Origin of the sequence: Intrasporangium oryzae NRRL B-24470 (assembly GCF_000576595.1) — a bacterium.
Lineage (GTDB): Bacteria > Actinomycetota > Actinomycetes > Actinomycetales > Dermatophilaceae > Intrasporangium_C > Intrasporangium_C oryzae.
The window spans coordinates 25705-44521 of sequence record NZ_AWSA01000009.1; the positions used below are offsets into that span (position 1 = coordinate 25705).

General features: G+C 67.8%; 17 protein-coding genes and 2 pseudogenes. 4 read left to right on the top strand and 15 right to left on the bottom strand.

The annotated features are described in order from the left end of the window. Positions 1–134: 134 nt before the first annotated feature. The 4 genes from N865_RS05565 to N865_RS22615 form a co-directional block, all read right to left on the bottom strand. Positions 135–779: a site-specific integrase gene (locus N865_RS05565; RefSeq protein ID WP_084327973.1), complete on the bottom strand. Its 645-nt coding sequence runs from the start codon at positions 777–779 to the stop codon at positions 135–137. Further along, the gene (locus tag N865_RS05570; RefSeq protein ID WP_034802588.1) at positions 770–2251 is read right to left on the bottom strand and encodes a type IV secretory system conjugative DNA transfer family protein; all 1482 of its coding nucleotides are present in this window, start codon (positions 2249–2251) and stop codon (positions 770–772) included. The genes N865_RS05565 and N865_RS05570 overlap by 10 nt, the downstream gene beginning before the upstream one ends. Further along, positions 2248–2706, bottom strand: a complete 459-nt coding sequence (locus N865_RS05575; protein ID WP_157557571.1) for a hypothetical protein — start codon at positions 2704–2706, stop codon at positions 2248–2250. Before N865_RS05575 ends, N865_RS05570 begins: the two co-directional genes overlap by 4 nt. Positions 2707–2846: 140 nt before the next feature. Next, positions 2847–3014, bottom strand: coding sequence for a hypothetical protein (locus N865_RS22615; RefSeq protein WP_157557572.1), 168 nt, complete (start codon positions 3012–3014; stop codon positions 2847–2849). Between the two features lie 132 nt (positions 3015–3146). Here N865_RS22615 and N865_RS05580 point away from each other — a divergent pair. Beyond that, positions 3147–3488, top strand: a pseudogene (locus N865_RS05580) (ISL3 family transposase); the annotation flags it as partial. Positions 3489–3942: 454 nt separating this feature from the next. Here N865_RS05580 and N865_RS05585 read toward each other — a convergent pair. Together N865_RS05585 and N865_RS22620 are read right to left on the bottom strand one after the other, a co-directional pair. Next, a complete protein-coding gene (locus N865_RS05585) occupies positions 3943–4404 on the bottom strand; it encodes a hypothetical protein (protein ID WP_157557573.1) in 462 nt (153 codons plus the stop codon). 583 nt (positions 4405–4987) lie between these two features. Beyond that, the gene (locus N865_RS22620; RefSeq protein ID WP_157557574.1) at positions 4988–7870 is read right to left on the bottom strand and encodes an RHS repeat domain-containing protein; all 2883 of its coding nucleotides are present in this window, start codon (positions 7868–7870) and stop codon (positions 4988–4990) included. Here N865_RS22620 and N865_RS05605 point away from each other — a divergent pair. Next, positions 7857–8570, top strand: coding sequence for a hypothetical protein (locus N865_RS05605; protein WP_034802618.1), 714 nt, complete (start codon positions 7857–7859; stop codon positions 8568–8570). The two genes, N865_RS22620 and N865_RS05605, sit on opposite strands and share 14 nt — an antisense overlap. A 152-nt stretch (positions 8571–8722) precedes the next feature. On the opposite strand, the gene N865_RS05610 is transcribed toward N865_RS05605, so the two are convergent. The 7 genes and pseudogenes from N865_RS05610 to N865_RS05635 all read right to left on the bottom strand — a co-directional run bounded on the left by N865_RS05610 (position 8723) and on the right by N865_RS05635 (position 16145). Further along, on the bottom strand, positions 8723–9412 hold the full coding sequence (locus tag N865_RS05610; protein ID WP_245603674.1) for an HIT family protein: 690 nt from the start codon (positions 9410–9412) through the stop codon (positions 8723–8725). A gap of 56 nt (positions 9413–9468) precedes the next feature. After that, positions 9469–10371 carry a hydroxymethylglutaryl-CoA lyase gene (locus tag N865_RS05615; RefSeq protein WP_034802621.1) on the bottom strand — a complete coding sequence of 301 codons (903 nt, stop codon included), beginning with the start codon at positions 10369–10371 and terminating at the stop codon, positions 9469–9471. Beyond that, positions 10368–10979, bottom strand: coding sequence for an isochorismatase family protein (locus N865_RS05620; protein ID WP_034802624.1), 612 nt, complete (start codon positions 10977–10979; stop codon positions 10368–10370). The genes N865_RS05615 and N865_RS05620 overlap by 4 nt, the downstream gene beginning before the upstream one ends. Positions 10980–10983: 4 nt before the next feature. Continuing rightward, on the bottom strand, positions 10984–12855 hold the full coding sequence (locus N865_RS05625; RefSeq protein ID WP_034802630.1) for a hydantoinase B/oxoprolinase family protein: 1872 nt from the start codon (positions 12853–12855) through the stop codon (positions 10984–10986). Positions 12856–12858: 3 nt separating this feature from the next. After that, on the bottom strand, positions 12859–14367 hold the full coding sequence (locus N865_RS05630) for a hydantoinase/oxoprolinase family protein (RefSeq protein WP_211244862.1): 1509 nt from the start codon (positions 14365–14367) through the stop codon (positions 12859–12861). Between the two features lie 27 nt (positions 14368–14394). Continuing rightward, positions 14395–14934 (bottom strand): annotated as a pseudogene (locus N865_RS23230) (hydantoinase/oxoprolinase N-terminal domain-containing protein); the annotation flags it as partial. A gap of 11 nt (positions 14935–14945) precedes the next feature. Continuing rightward, on the bottom strand, positions 14946–16145 hold the full coding sequence (locus tag N865_RS05635; protein ID WP_034802633.1) for a CaiB/BaiF CoA transferase family protein: 1200 nt from the start codon (positions 16143–16145) through the stop codon (positions 14946–14948). Between the two features lie 159 nt (positions 16146–16304). On the opposite strand from N865_RS05635, the gene N865_RS05640 reads away from it, so the two are divergent. After that, on the top strand, positions 16305–16985 hold the full coding sequence (locus N865_RS05640; protein ID WP_051510242.1) for a GntR family transcriptional regulator: 681 nt from the start codon (positions 16305–16307) through the stop codon (positions 16983–16985). A 168-nt stretch (positions 16986–17153) separates the two neighbouring features. Here N865_RS05640 and N865_RS05645 read toward each other — a convergent pair whose 3' ends face one another. Further along, entirely contained in the window at positions 17154–17651 is a 498-nt protein-coding gene (locus N865_RS05645) for a hypothetical protein (RefSeq protein WP_034802636.1), read from the bottom strand. A 113-nt stretch (positions 17652–17764) separates the two neighbouring features. After that, positions 17765–18226 (bottom strand): hypothetical protein, encoded by a 462-nt coding sequence (locus tag N865_RS05650; RefSeq protein ID WP_157557576.1) that lies wholly within the window; start codon positions 18224–18226, stop codon positions 17765–17767. 164 nt (positions 18227–18390) lie between these two features. On the opposite strand from N865_RS05650, the gene N865_RS05655 reads away from it, so the two are divergent. Continuing rightward, the gene (locus N865_RS05655) at positions 18391–18777 is read left to right on the top strand and encodes a hypothetical protein (protein ID WP_034802642.1); all 387 of its coding nucleotides are present in this window, start codon (positions 18391–18393) and stop codon (positions 18775–18777) included. Positions 18778–18817 lie beyond the last annotated feature (40 nt).

The window sequence follows — 18817 nt, forward strand, 5'->3', positions numbered from 1 at the left end:
TCGGAAGCTGCCCCTCGACGGCTCACCTGGGGCCCCGGGGCCGCCTGAACCGCGCGGGCTCTCCCCCGTCGTCAAAGGCGACAGAACCCCGATCCAGCGTCGATCGCGTCAGACGCCAGTCTGCCCGGATCTGATCAGCTGAGACCTTGGGCGAGCAGTGTGCCCATGGCGTCGCCCACAGCGTCGAGGTCGTCCCCGAACAGGCCGGCGTAGACATCCAGGGTCATGGCTGCCGAGGCGTGCCCGAGCATCCGTTGAACCGCCTTGACGTTGGCCCCGGCCGCAATGGCCAGAGAGGCAGCCGTATGGCGCAGGTCGTGCGGAGAGACGCCGTCCAGGCCTGCTGCGCGGCAGGCCGGCTCGAACACGCGGGCTCGCCAGTTGCCGAGCCGGAGCACGCCGCCACCTGGAGCCGTGAAGATGAGGTCCTCCGGGCCCTTGGTGCGGACGACGTGGGCGATCCGCTCGGCCAATGGGCCGGCCACCGGAACAGAACGGGACTGGTGTGTCTTGGGGGTCGACCACACGATCTTGCCGCTCACCTCCGTGCACGACTCCGCAACCTGAAGGCGACGTCGGTCTGCATCGAACCGCTTGACCTTGAGGGCAGCGAACTCTCCAAACCGGAGACCGGTGAAAGCCAGTGTCAAGACGTTGGCGAGGATGCCGAGCTCGCGGTAGGCGACCCGCATCAGGGGGCCGACCTCCGGGAAGGGCCGGACGAGGGAGCGGCCGGGGTCGCCGGTGCCGTCGGTTGGGGTCGGCGGGTTCAGCGCCATGTCTCGGTGCTCTCTGGTGCGAGTCCCCGCCGGCGTGCCTCGGCCAGCGCGTCGGCGGCTCGAGCGGCCGGGGCGGGGGCGGTGCGGCGGGCGGTGGCCAGCTGCTCGCGGGCCCGGGCTTGGTCGGTCAGCAGGCGCCGGCCTTGCTTGCCGTCGATGCACCGTTTGAGGCGGGCGATGATCGGTCGGCCGTTCTCGGCTACGACAAGGGCGTGACGGTCGGGGATCTGGCGGATCTCCTCGGGGCGCAGGATCGGGATGTCCTCGCCGGAGGTGGACCGTCCGCCCCCGTTGCCGCTGCTGCCGCTCTGCCAGGTGGTGCGCCTGACGCGGGTGGTGCCGACGAGGTCGGAGACCTCCTGGTTGAAGGCGACGTCCTTGGAGCCGCCGAAGATGACCAGCACGTTGCTCAGGCCGAACAGGGCCCTGGCTTCCTGCTCGCCGAAGATCGCGGCGAGCTGCCGCCAGGTCTGCGCGGCGTAGATGAACGAGATGCCCAGCGCGCGTTCGTTGGCCATCCGGGTGCGCAGCGTCGGCAGCGGCGCGGTCGAGGGCAGTTCGTCGAGGCAGGCGAGCATCGGCGGGCAGAGCCGCCCCCACGGGGACTGGTTGGCCTGGGCGAGGGCGGTGTCGAGGACGTGCTCCGCCAGCGCCGTCATCAGCGGGGAAGCGGACGCGTAGGGGTCTTCGCGGCCGAGCAGGTAGATGGTGCCGCGGGCCTCGATAAGCTGGCTGATGTCGGTGGCCGGGTGGCCCGACCGGGGGACGCAGCGGCGGCGGATGTCCTCTTGGAAGAAGAGGCTCATCGCCTGCTGGACGGTGGTGATCGTGTTCCCGGCGGTCCGGTCGTCGCCGTGCAGGGCGCCATGGAGCAGGCCGTGCCAGAACGGTGCCGCGTGCGGGTGCTCACGCAGGATCTCGGACGGCTGCGCGGAGGCGTGCGGGTTCGCGACCCAGCGCAGCACGTCCTCAAGCGTCCGGCCGGTCAGGGCTGCAGCGTGAAAGTAGGCCTGCAGTACCTTCGCCGCCTCAGCCGCGTAGAACCTGGCCGCGTCATCGCCCTGGCCGACCTGCACGGCGCCCTTGACCGTGCCGGCGGTAAACGCCTTCGCACGCCGCTCGGCCACCATCGGGTCCACGCACCCGTCGATCGGGTCCCACACCAGCTCCGGCACCCCGGGCGCGAGGCCGAACGGGTCGAGCACCACACACGGCCGGCCCTCGCCGGAGCGGTCAGCGAGGGTCAGGAGCAGGTCGTCGAGCTTCGTGAGGGTGACCAGCGCAGCGCCGGGCGCGGCGAGCAGTGCCGGGGTGAGCAGATCGAGGGTCTTGCCCGAGCCCTGCGGACCGATGACCCCCGCGGTGCGATCCCACGGCACCCACAGGTCGCCACCGCGCGGTTCGTGGGCCCGTCCGAGCGGCCAGCCGATCGCGGCCGGGTCGATCCGTCGGACCAGGGTGACGGACTTCATGCTCGCCTCCGGCCCTTGCCGTACAGGTCGGGGCGGACGATCGCCGCGTGGCGGCGCAGCCGGGACCGGCCGAGCAGCCGCTCCGCCTCTTTCCGGGTCGCCACGCCCTGCACCCTCGTGGGGCCCCAGAGTCGAAGGCCGGCCCTGATCCCGGCGACGATCAGCCCCAGGACGACCAGCTCGACGGCGGCGATGCACACCCACAGCACGGTGGCCGGCGCAACCGTTGGGTGCGTCGCCGTCAAGCCAGCACTCGCGTCACCCTCAAGAAGACCGGGGAGGCTGATGAACAGGTCCGCCCGGTCCGGGAACTCCCACCAGCCGGCGCTGAGCAGGTTGGCGATCCCGCGGCCGAGGTGGGCGCCCACCACGAAGAGGAGAAGCGCTCCCACGACGATCGCGAGCGGAACCTCCCACGGGGTGGGGTGAGGATCGTGTCGACGAGCGCGTTGCATGGCCAAGCTCCCTTCCGTTCTTCTCCCCGGAAGGGGCGGCACACGCGGCCACGGTCACCCGACAAGCGAGCAAAGCAGCCTTGTCACCGGCAGGCCAGACTCAGCAATGCGGTCGATACGGGTGGCGGGGCGAAGCGGTCCTACCGTGCGGGTCGCAGCAGCGCCCCGTCCAGCCACTGCGTCACGACGACGGGGCTGCCCTGGTCGTCCACGACATAGGTCACGAGAGCCGACCACCCCTCGCTGCCCCGGCGCCACTCGATCACCAGCCCGGCATGAACGGCCTCATCGCCGGTGGCGCTGTCCACCCAGCAGTGCCTGGCCCGCTGGGCTCGGCCCGCGACCTCGGGCTGGGCTTGGCCCGCGGGCTTGGGCGGGGCTCCGGGCCCAGCAACGGGCCGATCCTTCGGGGGCACTCCTCCTCCTGACGGAGGTGTCGTGCCGCCGAGCGGCACGACGAGGCGTGGGTCGCCTACCAATGCGCCCAGCAGGTGCGGTCCGCCTACCACCAGACCAGCCACGCCGACGGGTGCAAGGTCGCCGAGAAGATCCTCGCCTCGTTCGCCTCGTGCCCGATCCCGGAGATCGCCCGCCTCGGCCGCCCGTTGTCCCAGTGGCGTGAGGCGTTCCCGGCCTACTTCACCACCGACGGCGCCAACAATGGCGGCACCGAAGCCATCAACGGCCTGATTGAGCTCCACCGACGCGTCGCCCGAGGCTTCCGCAACCGCGAGAACTACCGGCTCCGAATGCTCCTCATCGGCGGAGGGCTCAGCCTGTGACCCACCTCAGGTACGAAGAGCCGCTAAACCCGAGAACGGGAGGGAGGGGCCGAACAGGCTAACCGCCGGCCTGAACTCCGAGAACGGGCACCAACTTCAGGTGGGCCTACGGCTACAGCGACGTGGCCCGGGCGCTGATACCCGCCGATAGGGGCCCCACACAATGTAGGGTCCCCCTGCGCGGCGGTTTTATAGCGTGGTCATTCATCGAATGCGGCCCGCGCCAAGCCTTGTGACTAGCGACGACCCCTCAACAGAGGTGAAGGTCCATAAACAAATGGAGCGCTAGCTGCATCGCGAGACTTGGCCCTGGTCCCACAAATCAGGTCCCGCGGTGGCGCCAGGATAACGGGGTGCCGTCAACGCGAACCGCTAGTGGCGAGTGTGCAGGCATCGTCGCATGTACGTTGCTCCTGCCCCATGCACTAGATCACCCCGGAGTTCACGATCCGCATTAACTCTCCTCAAGGGACTCAGCGATGGCGGATACTCCGCGGGCAACCCTCCCATTCGGCCGCTTTCGAGAACCATACCCCCCCAGCAGGGCGAGAGCATGCGACTGACCCATTTCAGTCACGACCGGCGCCCACAGATAGGCGACGACCCGGAAATCCACAATCTCCGCCTGAACGTTCGTTATCGCGATTTTTCGGGTTCGCGTGAACCCGTGAATCGTAATCTCTTTCCCAACAACCACGACGCGCATGAGAAAGGTTCTGTACGCGCCGATGAAGAGCCCGAACCCAATAATGGCATAAGTGGCTGCTTCGCCAACTGACGGCCCACCCGGCGACCCCGCGATCAAAAGGAAAGAGGTGAAGGCCAGACCTCCAATCACCTGCATTGCCGCAGCGAAGTACAGCCACGGAGATCTTAGAACTATCCTTCGCGGGAAGGCTTTCGCAGTCTCGCTCACCAACCGAACCGCTCCCTAATCCTATTGGGATAGTGCCGATACTTCCATGCCGTATAGATTAGGCCGGCCTTGGTGCTCGCCGCAGCGTGCAATCTGAACGCGCCGGACATATCTTTCCACCCTTGGGAGACGGCTTTTCGACTGAAGCCGCTCATCCAGGCCCAACCAACCCTGCCGTACTGAAGGACGCGTAGCATCTGCCCCCCGCCGAAGGAGACTGCACTCATGATGCCGTCCTCTGCGATGCCTCGCCAATTCCGACTCCAACCACCGTTCGATTTGGCAGTCTGCTGGGAGCGGATCACCCATGCGGCTGCGGTCATCGCACCACACGCAGCCCATCCGACTGCGGGAATGATGCACGTGCCAAAGGCGAATCCTGTGGCAATCGCCCCTCGGTGGTTGTACGCCCACCTCGCCCCGCGCTTGATTCCGTTCCATGCGGCGCTCCCCCACCATTTGCCGTTCAGGTCGAACTGGTTGACCGGGTCGAAGGGGTAGGCGTAGGCGTTTGCGGACCCGCTTGGGACGGGGTCGGTCGAGGTGAAGAGGCCTCTCGCGTTGTTGTAGAGGCGGACGCCCATCAGGGTGAGGCCCGCAGTCCCGCTGCTGGTGGAGCGTTGTTTGGCTCCGAGCCAGCCGTAGCCGAGTGGGCCGTCGACCTGGTCGGTGGCGGTGGTGCTGGCGGGGTTGCCGTACTCGTCGTAGCTGGCCCACCCGCTGACGGACACCGCTGGGGTGCTGCTGGCCTGGCCCGGGTCGATCGTGACGGTGGTGCAGGTGTCTCCGTGGGAGTCGGCGAGGGACAGGCTGGTGGTGCCGTCCTGCCCGATCGTGGCCGACAGGTCGCCTCCGATCGATGCGGCGAAGCGGGTGACGGTCGGGTCCTGAGCGCCAGGTGGCGTGGTCTCGGTCCAGGCGGGGTTGTCGCCCTCGTCCGTGTAGCGGCGCACCGTCGTCGTGGTGCCGGCAGAGCTGCCGGCGCCAACGGTGGTGGTTTGGGTCGCCCGTCGGCCGGCCGCGTCGAGGGTGAACGTCGTGTTGGTGTCGCCCTGGGTGATGCTGCGGGGCAGGTCGTTGTCGTAGTAGCCGAGGGTGATGTCTCCCTTGGTCGTGTCGGGGGCGTCCGCGGACGGGAGTGTGGTCTGGCGGCCGAACAGGTCGTAGGCGTAGGTGCCGGCGCCGTTTCGTCCGGTGGTGGGCCGGTCGGCGGTGTCCCATCCGGTCGTGGCCGTGGTGGTGGTGGTCCCGGTGCTGGTGCAGTCGCCGTCTGAGTGCACCGTGACCGCTTGGCTGGTTGGCGGCCGTTCGCGTCGAACGCGTAGGTGCGCTCGGTGCAGGTGCTGGCCAGCGAGGCGGTGTCCGGGGTGGGGGTGGACTCGGCGCTGCGGGCGTAGGTGAGCCGTCCCGCCGGGTCGTACCGGTACTCACGGGCGTAGCTGGAGCCTTGGCCGACGGCATCAGCGGTCCAGGGTGCGACATCTTCGATGCTGGCGACGCCGGTGCCGTTGTCGAACGCGGCGCCGGTGCCGGTCTCCAGCAGCCGCGCCCGGCCGGTGATGTCGTTGACCGTGCTCCAGGACATCCATGGCTGGTCTTGTTGCGGCGTGCCGGGGGTGTATACGGTCTCGCCGGTGTCGGGGTCGGTGGAAGCAGTGACCGGAGTGACCTGCCCGAGGTAGGTCAGGCCGACCGGTTCCCCGCCCTCGTCGTAGCTGGTTACCTGGGTGATCCCGCCGGGCATGCCCTGGCGGGTCAGTTGACCGTCGGCGTCGTAGCCAGCGGCGTAGGTCAGCGCTCCTCCAGTTCCGGGCCGGGACACGGTCAGGGAGGTGACCAGGCCGCGGCGCTCGAGCTTGCCGGCTGCGTCGGTCCCGTCGTAGCCGTAGCTGCGGCTGCCCTTGGCGTCGGTGACCGTGTCCACCTTGCCGGCGGGGTTGTAGCTGGTCGTGACCGGCCCGGCGTCGCCGGTGACGGTGGTGGGGCGTGCCCATCGGTCGTAGTTGTAGGTGGTGCGCCCGGCGGTGTCGGCGTCGGTGCCGGAGCTGTTGAGCGCGCCGGTGTAGTCGACGAGGCCGTTGGGCCGGTACTTGGTGTAGCTGCCGGGTCGAGGGGTGGAGCCGGTCAGGCCCGTGGCAGTCAGCCTCGTCGAGACGGGCCGCTCGGCCGCGTCGTAGGTCGTGGTCGTGGTGCGGGTCGCGCCGCCTGAGGCCTCAACGACGGTGGATGGGTGCAGCCACATCGTGTACGTGGTGGTCTCGTCGGGCAGGCTCGGGCCCTGGTCAGGGGCGGCGGCCGGGTAGGTGCGGCAGGTCAGCCCCGCCCACTCCGGGTGTTCCCCGCAGTCGGTGTTCGGTGCGGACTGCGCGGCGGCCGTGTAGTAGGCGGTCTTGGTGGTGCCCGCGTCGGCGCCGCTGGAGAGGGGCTGGCGCTTCTCGATGACGCGCCCGAGGGTGTCGTAGCGCGTCGTGGCGGTGATCGCCCCGCTGCTGGACGTGGTGTTCGTCCATGTCGAGGTGGTGGTCGCGGTCCCGAGGGCCCACCCGTCGCCCTCGTTGGGGTCGGTGGAGTTGACCTTGCCGTACCCGTTCGTGCTGACCGAGATGGTCTCGGCGTCGGCGCCGACGGCAGTGGCTGCGGTGACCTTGATGGTCGTGGGCAGCGAGAACTGCTGTCCGGTCGCCGAGTTGATTCCGCCGTTGGGTGCGCCCTGGTCGTAGTCGGTGTGGGTGTGCGGGCGCAGGGGCGCCACAGTGCCGTCAGCCAGCACCACTGGGCGTGCGGGACCGTAGGTGTCCGTGACTCGGGAGCCGGCGGGCAGCACCACCGTGCCGCTGGAGTCCTTGACCTCGTTGTTGTACAGGGTCTGGGTGGAGAGCGTGTCCACCTGCGCCGGTGTCATGGCGGGGGTGGCCTTTGCTGTGGCTGCTGTCGCGGACGCGTCGAGCTGGCGCACGACGTTGTTTGTGGTGGTGTCGTAGTCGGTCGAGGTGATTTGCCAGGCGCCGGCGCCGTAGCTGGCGCTGTTGACGGTGTAGCCGAGGTCGTCGACGTAGGACAGGTCGGCGTAGGTCCAGTCGACGCTGGTTCCGGACACGGGGCCGGTGTAGTCCTGCCCGAAGACGGCGTACCCCGTCACTGGAGCTTTGGCCTGGTGCCAGGCTGTGACCCCGGTGGGTCCGGTGAGGTTGGGCAGCCCGGTCCCGCTCGTGGCGATGTCATAGACGTATCGGGCGACGGTGACGTCGGGCTGGCCCTCGACTGGGGCCTCGCGGGAGACCTGCGTCAGCCTGCCCGAGCCATATGTGAGCTTCGTCGCGGCCAGGGTGTTCTGGCGTACGGAAGCGATGCGGGTGCTGGCGCCGTCCCACGTGTAGTCGGTGCCCAGCCCGGTGCGCGGGTCGCGCTCGGTGACCATGCGCCCGGTGTCGTCGTAGGCGTAGGTGGCTACGGTGGTCAGGCTCATCGCCGACGTGTCCGGGTTCCACAGCCAGGCGCTGACCGTCTTGACCTGGCCGGTGATGTCGCCGGGGGTGGTCGAGGTTGAGGTCTTCTGCGTGCCGTCGCTCGCGCACCGATGGCGAAACCCGGGGCTCGAGGCGAGTGTTGGCCCGCTGATCCCGTTAGGTTTGGGCGCCTTGCAAGGGCTCATTGTTGAAGTCGTGACTGAAGGGGATCCCATCGTGGGTGCATCAGGTTGGTCCTACCGAACGCCGTTCATGGGCAGTGTGCAGGAGTCGTTCCTGGCCGTCCAAAGGCAGATCCTGGAGTCCGGCGACTACATCTGGCCGTGGGACGACTTCGATCCGGCCGAGACCGACGCGGAAGGCTTCGCACGGCCGGCGTCGCTGGATCAGCTGGCCGCGGCCAAGCAGACCGAGGACTTCTGGGAGAAGGGCACGCACACCATGCTGGACCTCGACCGGGTCTCGGAGGCTGACGATCCGGACGAGCTGGGCGCGGCCCGTGCGCTGAGCGACGCGGAGATGACCGAGGTCCTCGGCACCGACCAGCCGACGAGCGAAGACCTGGCCCGGGTCCACGACCCGGCCGGGGACCGCCCGTTGGAGGACCTCATCGGTCCGAAGTGGAGTGGGCGGAGCCTGCTCGTCTACCAGAACGACGCACCATCCGAGGTGTTCTTCTGGGGCTGGTCAGGCGACTGAGCAATGGACGCCTCAGCGCACAGCGGCGGCTACCCAGCGCAGGACGAGCGTTGCCGTCCTTCGCGCTTGTGGCCACGCGATCGTGATCCCGCTCAGAGCGGCATTCGCGGACGTTGGGACGCGATCGAGCTCATGGCTTATCGGAGGAAGTCCTACGGGATTGCAGCCCGGATCGAGTTCGCGATTTCGGCGAGTTCTTCTGCGAGGATCCACTGAGCTTGTTCCGAGGTCAGGTAGGTGAAGACCGCCGGCCCCATCGCCTCTCTTGGCTCAGTGGGCGATCTCGGCACCAGGTGTAGGTGAAGATGGCCGAACCCTTCGGCCTCCGAGAACTGCATGAGGTAGGTCTTGACGCACCCGGTGACGACCTCGAGGGCGGCGCTCAGACGTCGTATCACCCCGCCGAGCTCCTGCGCTTCGGCTGCCGTGAGCTCGGCGAAGTACGCTATGTGGCGGGTCGGAAGCAGGATGAGCCATCCGGGCAACGCGCTGTTGAAGGCGTGGGCGACGCGCCAGTGATTGGTGGCGAGGACTTCCTCGCGCGGCGGTCTTGGTGACGTCGCCTGCTGATCGCAGGGAGAGCACCCGGGTGCCAGATCACTCGTCCTCACCCGGCGGAGTGTATTGATGCACGTGAAGCGGCGGGCATCAGCCGTGCCGGCCAGCCTTCGACAGGCGATCGCCGGAAAGGCGGCAGCAATGTCACCCCGACGGGCAAGACGCGTCCAGGCAATGACGGTGTCGCAGTAGCTGTGCTGGACCCAGAACTTTGATGGACTCCGAAAGGCACGGAAGTTGTTGGCGGAGAATGCAATCCGATACTCATTGGGCAGCGCGTCCACCCTCTTGATCGACCGCCGTCGGTTCGTGCCCGACGGCGCGCAGCACAGGTCTGCGTTCAGCTCGCTGGAAAGCCACCGGCTCGGGCCAGAGCACCCGGCAACGTCTTCGCGAGCCGCTCCTCGAGCCATGCGACGGTGTCGGTCACCGACTCGAGGTCGAGCCCCGTCCTGACTCCCATCCGGTCGAACAGGTAGACCAGGTCCTCGGTGGCGACGTTGCCCGTCGCCTTGGGAGCGAAAGGGCACCCGCCAGCGCCGCCGATGCTGGCGTCGAGCGTGGTGACACCCACCTCGAGAGCGGCCACCGCGTTGGCGACGCCGGTGTGGCGGGTGTCATGCAGGTGCAACCGCAGCGGTATATCCGGTCCGGCGATCTCTCGAGCGATCTCCAGACGCTGCTTCACATCGGTGGGCACGGCCACGCCGATGGTGTCGGCCAAGGCCAGCTCGTCCGGTCCTGCATCGACGACGCGCTGGACGACCTCGCGGAGGCGCTCGATCGACACCTCACCCTCGAAGGGGCAGCCGAACGACGCCCCGACCGTGATGGTCGTGAAGACCCCGGCCGATCGCGCATCCGCGACCAATGCGGCCGCCATGTCACAGGCTTCTACCGTGCTCATTCCCTGGTTCCGACGGCAGAACGTGTCCGTGGCGACGACCACGACATCGATCTCGTCGACGCGCCCGGCCAACGCCCGCTCCAGCCCCCGGCGGTTCATGACGAGCCCGGCATACCTCAGGCCCGGCTGCCGTGGCAGCGCCGACATGACGTCGTCGGCATCGGCCATCTGCGGCACACGCGCGGGGTTCACGAAGCTCGTCACCTCGATGCGCCGGGCGCCGGAGCGCACCGCCCTTTCGACGAGCTCGATCTTGTCCTCCGTGGTCAGGATCGTCTTCTCGTTCTGCAGGCCGTCTCGCGGCGAGACCTCGAGAATCTCGACTGTCTGCTTCACCGCTGCTCCTCGAGGTAGGTCACCGCGGTCTCCTCGTCGACCACCTCGGCATACTTCGCCTGAAGGTCGAACAGGCTCGCCTCGTGGGTCTGCGCGGACCTGTCGCCGACGGCGTCCCGCACCACGAGCGGGATGAACCCGTGCTGGACGGCATCCACGCCGGTCGCTCGGACACAACCACTGGTGCTCGCCCCCACGATCACGACCGTGTCGGTACCTCGGGCGACGAGCATAGAAGCGAGCGAGGTGCCGAAGAACGCGCTGGCGTACTGCTTGGTGACCACCAGCTCATGCTCGATGGGGGCGACCTCCGGCATGAGCTCGCTCATCGGGCCGCCCCCGAACAGCTGCTTGAGCGCGGGCACCTTGCGGACGAAGACGCCGCCGTCGCGGCCGGCGGGCGCGTACTCCACGCGGGTGTGGACGACCGGAACGCCCCTGCGCCGAGCGGCCGCCAGCACCCGTGCTGCCGAGGCGAGGCAGTCCCGCGAGGGCAGGCACAGGGGGCTGGCCGGCTCGAAGTAGGCCTGCATCAGGTCCACGGCGATGACCGCCGGGCGACGACCCGGACTGAGCCTGCCGTCGAAGCCTTCGTCGAAGGTCGACACGTCCTCACCTGGCGATCGGCGGTCTGGGCGCCGGCAAGCCGGTCTCCTCCTCGCACCGCGCCAGGATGTCCTCCAGTGGCGGCCCCATGTTGAAGGTCGGGAGGACATCCGGCCGTTCCTTCTTCATCGTGTCGCGCAGCTGCTGGGTGGCTTCTCCGTCGACCTCCCCCTGCTCGTCGCACACGACGCCGTACCGGCGCGCACCCTCGACGGTGACCAGCCCGCGTCGTACCTCCAACCCGACGAGCTGCGGGTCACGTGCGAGCGGGTCGCCCCACCCGCCACCGCCCCAGGTGACGAAGTGGAGCAGGTCTCCGACGTTGACCGGGAAGTCGTGGATCTTGCTGGGCAGCACCTGCCTGGTCCCGTCCGCACGTTCGATCCACTTGCGTCCCCGTGCGCCGGGCTCGCCGCCGTTGACCCCCCAGGGGTAGGTGAGCCAGCGGTCGTCATGGATCGCGATCGTGCCCGGCTCGAGGAATCGGTAGGCGACGTCCACGCCGTTGCCTCCCCGGTGCACACCCGCACCCCCGGTGTCCGCGACGGTCTCCCACCGCTCGATTCGGAGCGGGTAGTACGACTCGAGGTACTCGCATGGAATGTTCACGAAGGACGGCCAGAGCGAGTGCCCATCCGGTCCGTCACCGATCGGCCGACCTGGAATGCCGCCGAAGCCGATGGAATACAACTGGAACCACTCGCCCTTCCGGTCGCCGGAACTGTAGTTACCGGAGTACATGAAATGGGGCGAGGACGAGAAACCGGCGGCGTTGAGGAGATCCGGGTTGGTCTGGCCCAGGAGCCCTCCGAACAGGTCGAAGACGCGGCCGATGCCGTGGTTACGGGCATTGAGGGCGGCTGGGTACTTCGGCTTCCAGAACGAGTCCTCCGGGATCTCGACGTCCACCAGCGGGTAGAACCCGTCGTTCCACAGGATCTGCGGGTCGGCCACGGTGATCATGTAGATCCCGAAGAACATCCGAACCAGGTTCTCGTTGATGTAGTAGTTGACGGGCCCTTGCGCCTGGGGGCTGCTGCCGGTGAAGTCGAGCAGCACCTTATCCCCGGTGCGGGTGAGGCTGAGCTTGAGCTCGTAGGGGCCGTAGCCGACCCCGTCGTCGCAGATGTAGTCGGCGAACGAGAGCGTCTTGCCCTCCTCGAACACCATCGCGAGCAGGGTCTTCATCGCCCGGTAGTTGCGGTCGAGCAGGGCGTCGAGCGCCGAGGTGTAGGTGTCGACGCCGAAGCGTGCGCACATCTCCTGCACGCGTCGCGAGGCGGTGCGGCAGGCGGCCACGATGCCGTTGAGGTCGGCCCGGTTCCAGTCGGGTTTGCGGACCTGGTTGAGGATGATCCGCAGCGCGTCGTCGTCCAGAACGCCCTTCTTGTAGAGCTTGAAGGGAGGGATGATCACGCCCTCCTCGAAGATCGTCTTCGCGTCTGTAGGCATCGAGGCAGGGGTCTTGCCACCGACGTCGGACATGTGGCCGAACATCGACGACCACCCGACGATGCGCCCCTCGAAGTAGATGGGCATCACGACCAGCCAGTCGTTCGCGTGGCTGATCGCCGCTCCACACGAGTACGGGTCAGAGGTGAGGAGGACGTCGCCCTCCTCGATGTCGCCGTCGAAGTTCTCCAGGAAGTCGGGGATCGACAGTCCGAACTGACCGACGACCATCTTGCCCCCGGGGTCCCCGATCAGCGGGAACTCGTCATGCTGCTCGCGGATGCCCGGCGAGAGAGCGGTCCGAAAGAGCACCTCGTCCATCTCGTAGCGGGCGTTGCGAAGCGCGTTCTCGACCAGATCCAAGGTCACCACGTCGACGTCGACGCTGCGAAGGGGCTCTGTCGCGGTCTCGATGAGGCGTGCCATGTCTCAGTTCTCCGGGTTCGAGTCGAGGGGACGAATGAGGAGACTGCCGGCGGGGTGCACCGTCGCGGCGTACCCGGGCAGAATCAGCGTGGTGGAGTCCATCTCCGTGACGATCGCGGGGCCATGCACGACGTTGCCCGCCTTCAGCAGCGCCCGGTCGTAGAGGTTCGCCTCGACCTCGCCCCCGTCGACCCAGATCCACTGGGTGCCTCTCAGGGCCGCGGCCGGGTCCTCGTCACCCTTCTCGAGCTCGATCACGGTGACATCAGGGCGCGGCCCATTGGCCGTGGCCCGGACGGTCACGAGCTCATGCTCGGCGTCGAGGACGAAGTTGAACAGCTGGTTGTGCTCAGCATCAAAGGCCTTCCGTAGGCTCTCGATACCGCCACCGCTACCGTCGAAGGCCTCGAGGTCGATCGTCACTGGGATCTCGAAGCCCTGACCGTGATAGCGCAGGTCGGCGGAGTACACCATCCGCTGCACGTCCTCGGGGACGCCCTCGCTGGTGAGGGTGGCCTTCGCGCTGTCGGCGAGCTCCGTCAGGATCTCCTTCAGCGAGTCGTCGCTGAGCTCGCTGAAGCGTCGCACGAGCGTGCGGACCGCCTCGTCCCGCATCACGGTGGTGGCGTCGCCATACGCGTTGAGCACGCCGGGTGACGGAGGGATGATCACCGGCCAGGCCCCGGTGAGCCTGCCGAGGGCATTGGCGTGGAGAGGGCCTGCACCCCCGAACGCGACGAGTGCGAAGTCGCGCGGGTCGAAGCCCTGCTGCACCGAGACCAGGCGAAGTGCGCCGAGCATGTTCTCGTTGACGATGTCGATGATTCCGGCGGCCGCGGCCTCCACCGATGGCAGACCCGTGGCGTCGGCGATCGACTTGACCGCGGCGTGGGCGGCGTCTCGGTCGAGGGTGATCTCCCCGCCCGCGAGGCGGTTGGGCAGGTAGCCGAGGACGACGTTGGCGTCGGTCACCGTCGGCTCGGCGCCGCCCGCGGCATACGACGCAGGTCCGGGCACGGCGCCCGCGGACTGCGGGCCGACCCGCAGCGCCTGAGTCAGCGGGGGCACGTGCGCGATCGAGCCACCACCGGCACCGACGGTTCGTACGTCGACGGAGGTGGCCCGGACCTTGAGGTCCCCGACCGTCGTCTCCCTGCCGATCCGCGGCTTGAGGTTCTGCACGAGCGCAACATCGGTTGACGTCCCGCCCATATCGAAGGTGAGGAAGTCCTTGAAGCCGGCCTGCTCGGCGGCCCACGTCGCACCCGTCACCCCACCCGCGGGACCGGACATGAGCATGTTCACCGGGTGCGCCGCTGCTGCGCTCGCGGAGACGAGGCCGCCGTCGCTGCGAAGGATGCACAGCTTGCCGTGGATGCCGGCGGAGGTCAGCTTGGCGTCGAGGTTCGCGACGTAGCGGGCCACATGCGGCTGCACGGCTGCGTTAGCGACTGTGGTGATGGTGCGCTCGTACTCCCTGAGCTCGGGAAGCACCGAGGAGGAGAGCGACACCGGAATGCCGGGAAGCTCCTGAGCGGCGATCTCCCCGACCCTGCGCTCGTGGTCCTGGTTGGCGTAGGCGTTGATGAGGCTGATGCTCAGCGCCTCGATGCCCTGGTGTGACAGGTGACGCAGCTTGGCGCGGACGTCGTCCTCGTCGAGCTCGGTGACGACTGATCCGTCGGCGGCGATCCGCCCTCGGACCTCGACGGTGTCTTAGAGCGCGGCGATCGGCTCGGGCTTGGGCCAGATGATCCAGCCGGCGAGACCTCCGGGCACGTAGGACCGGGCGATCTGCAGCACCTGGCGGAAGCCCTCGGTCGTGACGAGGCCGACACGAGCCCCCTTGCCCTCCAGGATCGCGTTCGTGGCGACGGTCGTGCCGTGGAACACCTCGTCGATGTCGCCGACCGTGATGCCGGCCGTCTCGCAGACGCGTTCGATGCCGCGAAGCACCCCGACGGACTGGTCCTCTGGTGTGGAGGAGGTCTTGGCGCGGTAGGTCGCGCCGGACTCCTCGTCGATGAGCAGGATGTCGGTGAAAGTGCCGCCGACGTCTACGCCCAACCGGTAGGCCATGCTTCTCCTCCTCAGATGACGCCGGCGGAACGCAGCGACGACATCGCGTCGTCGTCGAGTCCCAGCAGGCCCTGGTAGATCTCCTGGTTGTGCTCACCGAGCTCTGGGCCCACGTGGCGGACGCGTCCCGGGGTGTCAGACAGCTTCGGCGCCACGTTGTGCATGGCGAACTCGCCCAGCTCGGGATGGGCGAGCTTGACGATCGCCTCCCGCGCTGCGAAGTGCGGGTCGGCGAACATGTCCTTCGCCCGGTAGATCCGACCGGCCGGGACCCCGTTCCCGTGCAGCAGGTCGAGCAGATCGTCCGCCTTGATCGTCGAGCTCCACTCGGCGATCGTGCCGTCGAGCTCCTCCATGTACTGGCCGCGTGCACTGTGGGTCGCATAGCGCTCGTCGGTCGCCAGCTCCGCCTGACCCATGACCTCGGCCAAACGACGGAAGACCGTGTCCTGGTTGGCCGCGATGAGCACCATCTCCCCGTCTGATGTCGGGTAGACATTGCTCGGCGAGACGTTCGGCAGGGTCGTCCCGGTCCTTTCGCGTTGGTACCCGGCGATCTGCCACTCGGGCAACAGCGACTCCATCATCGCGAGCACAGCCTCGTAGATCGCGGAGTCCACGACCTGTCCGCGACCCGTCCGACCGCGCTGGTGAAGTGCCACCAGGGTGCCGAGCGCGGCAAACGTGGCAGCGAGCGAGTCGCCGAGCGAGATGCCGGCTCGCGCCGGGGGGCGGTCCGAGTCTCCGGTGACGTAGCGGATCCCCCCCATGGCCTCACCGATCGACCCGTAGCCGGCGCGGGCGGCATACGGCCCTGTCTGACCGAACCCCGTGACCCGCGTGACGATCAAGCCGGGATTGATCTCCCACAGTTGCTCCGGGGCCAGACCCCATCGCTCGAGAGTCCCGGGCCGGAAGTTCTCGATGAGGACATCGGCCGTTGCGATGAGGCGGCGCACGATGTCCTGCCCCGCTTCGGTCCGAAGGTTTGCCGTGACGGACTTCTTGTTGCGAGCAACGACCGGCCACCACAACGACTTGCCGTAGGGCTTCTCGCGACCCCACTGCCTCATGGGGTCACCCTGGCCCGGGTCTTCGACCTTGATCACCTCGGCGCCGAAGTCGCCGAGGAGCTGCCCACAGAACGGTCCGGCAAGGAGCTGGCCGAGCTCGACGACGCGCACGTCGTCCAACGGCAGCCGTGTATCCATGACATCCCTCCGAAGGGTGCAAGTTGCATACAACGTCTGCCACAGGTGTGATCCTGGTCGCATGACGCTTCGGGTGAACGTACGGCGAAGCTGGAGGCAAAGTCAATGGCTCGAAGCTTCATTGCATACAATTCTTGGCACGCTAGACTCTCTCGGACCATGAGCGAATCGACTGTCCCGCTCGAGCGGGACCTTCGCAACGCGTCGGACGACGCGTATCGGTTGATCCGCGCGCAGATCCTCTCCGGCGAGCGAACCGGCGGCGACTGGCTCCGCGAGGGCGACCTCGCCGACTCGATCGGAGTCAGCCGGACGCCGGTGCGCGAGGCGCTGCGGCGGCTCACCGCCGAGGGGCTGGTGCGCTACCAGCGCAACCGCGGAGTGCAGGTCACGGCCTGGACCGCAGAGGACCTTGATGAGATCTTCAGCCTCCGCTCCGTGCTCGAGCCCTGGGCCTGCCGACTGGCAGCCACGTCGGCGTCAGTGGACCTCGAGGAACTGGCCCGCCTCGCCCACGACATGGATGCGGCTACGCAGGGACCCGTCACCGACGTAGACCAGATCACCGAGCTCAACAACCGCTTTCACTGGCTGATCCTCGAAGGCTCGAGGAACCGGCGACTCGGCAGCGTCGTGTCGTCGGTCGTGCAGGTTCCCCTGGTGTGGCGGACGTTCTCGCACTACAGCGAGAGCGACCTTCGCCGCAGCCTCGCACACCACCACGAACTCGTGGCAGCGTTCGCGGCAGGTGACCCGGACTGGGCGGAGTCCGTGATGCGCAGTCATGTCAGGGCTGCCTGGAACTCACTGAACCTGCGCCGGGACGACAGCGAGACCTGACCGGCTCACCACTGGCTTAGCCCGCCAAAGGACATTCAGAGCGGGCGGACCGGGGCAGCGGTATCACGTCGACCGCGTCAGGCGCGCGAAGGCGATGACGGTCGTCGGTTCGAGCCCGACCGGGCCCACCACAGGTTTGTGCAGTTCAGACCGGTCCCTGTCCGTGACTCAACGTGTGGGCAGGCCCCACCGGGCGAACTCGTGCCTGAGCCTGTGGGAGGCCTGCCTTCCCAGAGTCATCTGGACAATGAAGATGAAGTTGGCTCGCCAGGCGTGGTGATGACCCCTGCTGCTGCTCGGGCCCTGAGCAGGCTCGCGCAGCTCGTTGCCCACCACACGGTCCGGGGTCACGATGTGTGCCAGCTCATGAAGACAGGCGTGCTCACACGTCTGGGCATCCCAACGATCGTCAGCGCCGATCCTCACCAGCCGCTGAGCGGCGTCAGCCTGGCTGACGCCCGGGCCGCCGACGACCGCGACCGGCTCGGCATGTGCGGTGAACGCAGCCGTGAACCAGTCACTCTGCTGGATCGCATGGAGGTACTCCGCGCACATCCCCATGCCGATCGGCCCCTCGTGCCGCGTCAGCAGGGACGCCGCCAGCTCACTGACAGGCAAGCCGGCGGCCAGCTGCGCGTCATACGCAGCCTCTTGAAACCTGGTCATCTCCGACCCACGCTGCGGTTTCGACCTTTCGTCACCCGCCCGTGGCGCCGACGAACCCGAATCAGCTTGTTCGTGTTCATCCGGCTGGGTGGATCCGAGGCCGCGCGCTGGCGTCACCCCTGCGGCGCTACTGCCTGGGTGCGCCGGCGGGTGCGGAGGAGCCACACGACGAAGACAATCGCCGCGAAGGCGTTGACGTAGCCCAACACCGAGGCAACCAACAACACACCATCGCTGGTGAGGAGGTCACGCCCGGCAGCCCCGGTCAGGTTGTGCACGAGATAGAACACCGCCTCGACCACGAGGAAGGACACCATGACCGGAACCCCTCCGCGACGTCGAGTCACAAGGAGCGCCGCGCCGACCCCGAACCAGACGAACGTCAACAGCAACGGCACCGTGAGGCCCCCCGGACTCTTCCCGAAGCGCGCGTAGAAGTGGAGGTAGTAGGGGACCTGCCACACATAGTTGGCGACGGTGACCGCGACCAGAGCCATCAACTGCCACGGCGCCCACCACGGCGACGTCTCGGACCGAGCATGCGCTAGCCCGGGTGTGCCCTTTTCACGAACCATGTCTCCTCTTCCGTGGACGATCCTGATGTGAACACACCCGTCGGCGATCCGAACAAGACGACTATCACCATCGCGCCACTCGCGGCTACTGAATTCCACTGTGTCACCACGATGCAGAGGTCGGCGCCCATGCATGATGGCGGAGTGACCGGGGAAAGTGGAGCGTGCGCAGGTTCGCCGCTCTCGACCTGTACGGAACGTCCGGAACGCTGAGGCGGCGACGTATCGTCCTGGCCGAGTTCGTGGTCGGAACCGCGGCACTGATGGCACTTGGCGCCGTCATCTGGAGGCACGGGAGCTGGCAGTGGGGCGTCTGGTTGATGGGATGCGGCCTGAGCTACGGTGCCCTGGCCGCGCATGCCGTCACCCTCTTTCCGACGGCCAGCCTCGAGGCCGAACTCTCCGGGGTCGACACCGCAGCAGAAATCCGCCGATACAGCCTCGCCCAGCTGCTGCTGTTCGTCCCTGGAGTCGTTGCCGTGGCCGCCCTGGTCGAAGCCCTTCACCCGGCATACCGCGGGCGGGCACGACGGGCCAACAGGAAATCCTGATCGGCGCCCGGGCTACCGTCTTCACCGGCCGTGCCCTGAG

What these genes read in the sequence shown, in the direction of transcription:
- N865_RS05565 (WP_084327973.1), bottom strand. Translation starts at nt 779, where the DNA reads ATGGCGCTGAACCCGCCGACCCCAACCGACGGCACCGGCGACCCCGGC.
- N865_RS05650 (WP_157557576.1), bottom strand. Translation starts at nt 18,226, where the DNA reads ATGGTTCGTGAAAAGGGCACACCCGGGCTAGCGCATGCTCGGTCCGAG.
- N865_RS05625 (WP_034802630.1), bottom strand. Translation starts at nt 12,855, where the DNA reads ATGGCACGCCTCATCGAGACCGCGACAGAGCCCCTTCGCAGCGTCGAC.
- N865_RS05640 (WP_051510242.1), top strand. Translation starts at nt 16,305, where the DNA reads ATGAGCGAATCGACTGTCCCGCTCGAGCGGGACCTTCGCAACGCGTCG.
- N865_RS05575 (WP_157557571.1), bottom strand. Translation starts at nt 2,706, where the DNA reads ATGCAACGCGCTCGTCGACACGATCCTCACCCCACCCCGTGGGAGGTT.
- N865_RS05645 (WP_034802636.1), bottom strand. Translation starts at nt 17,651, where the DNA reads ATGACCAGGTTTCAAGAGGCTGCGTATGACGCGCAGCTGGCCGCCGGC.
- N865_RS05635 (WP_034802633.1), bottom strand. Translation starts at nt 16,145, where the DNA reads ATGGATACACGGCTGCCGTTGGACGACGTGCGCGTCGTCGAGCTCGGC.
- N865_RS05570 (WP_034802588.1), bottom strand. Translation starts at nt 2,251, where the DNA reads ATGAAGTCCGTCACCCTGGTCCGACGGATCGACCCGGCCGCGATCGGC.
- N865_RS22620 (WP_157557574.1), bottom strand. Translation starts at nt 7,870, where the DNA reads ATGAGCCTGACCACCGTAGCCACCTACGCCTACGACGACACCGGGCGC.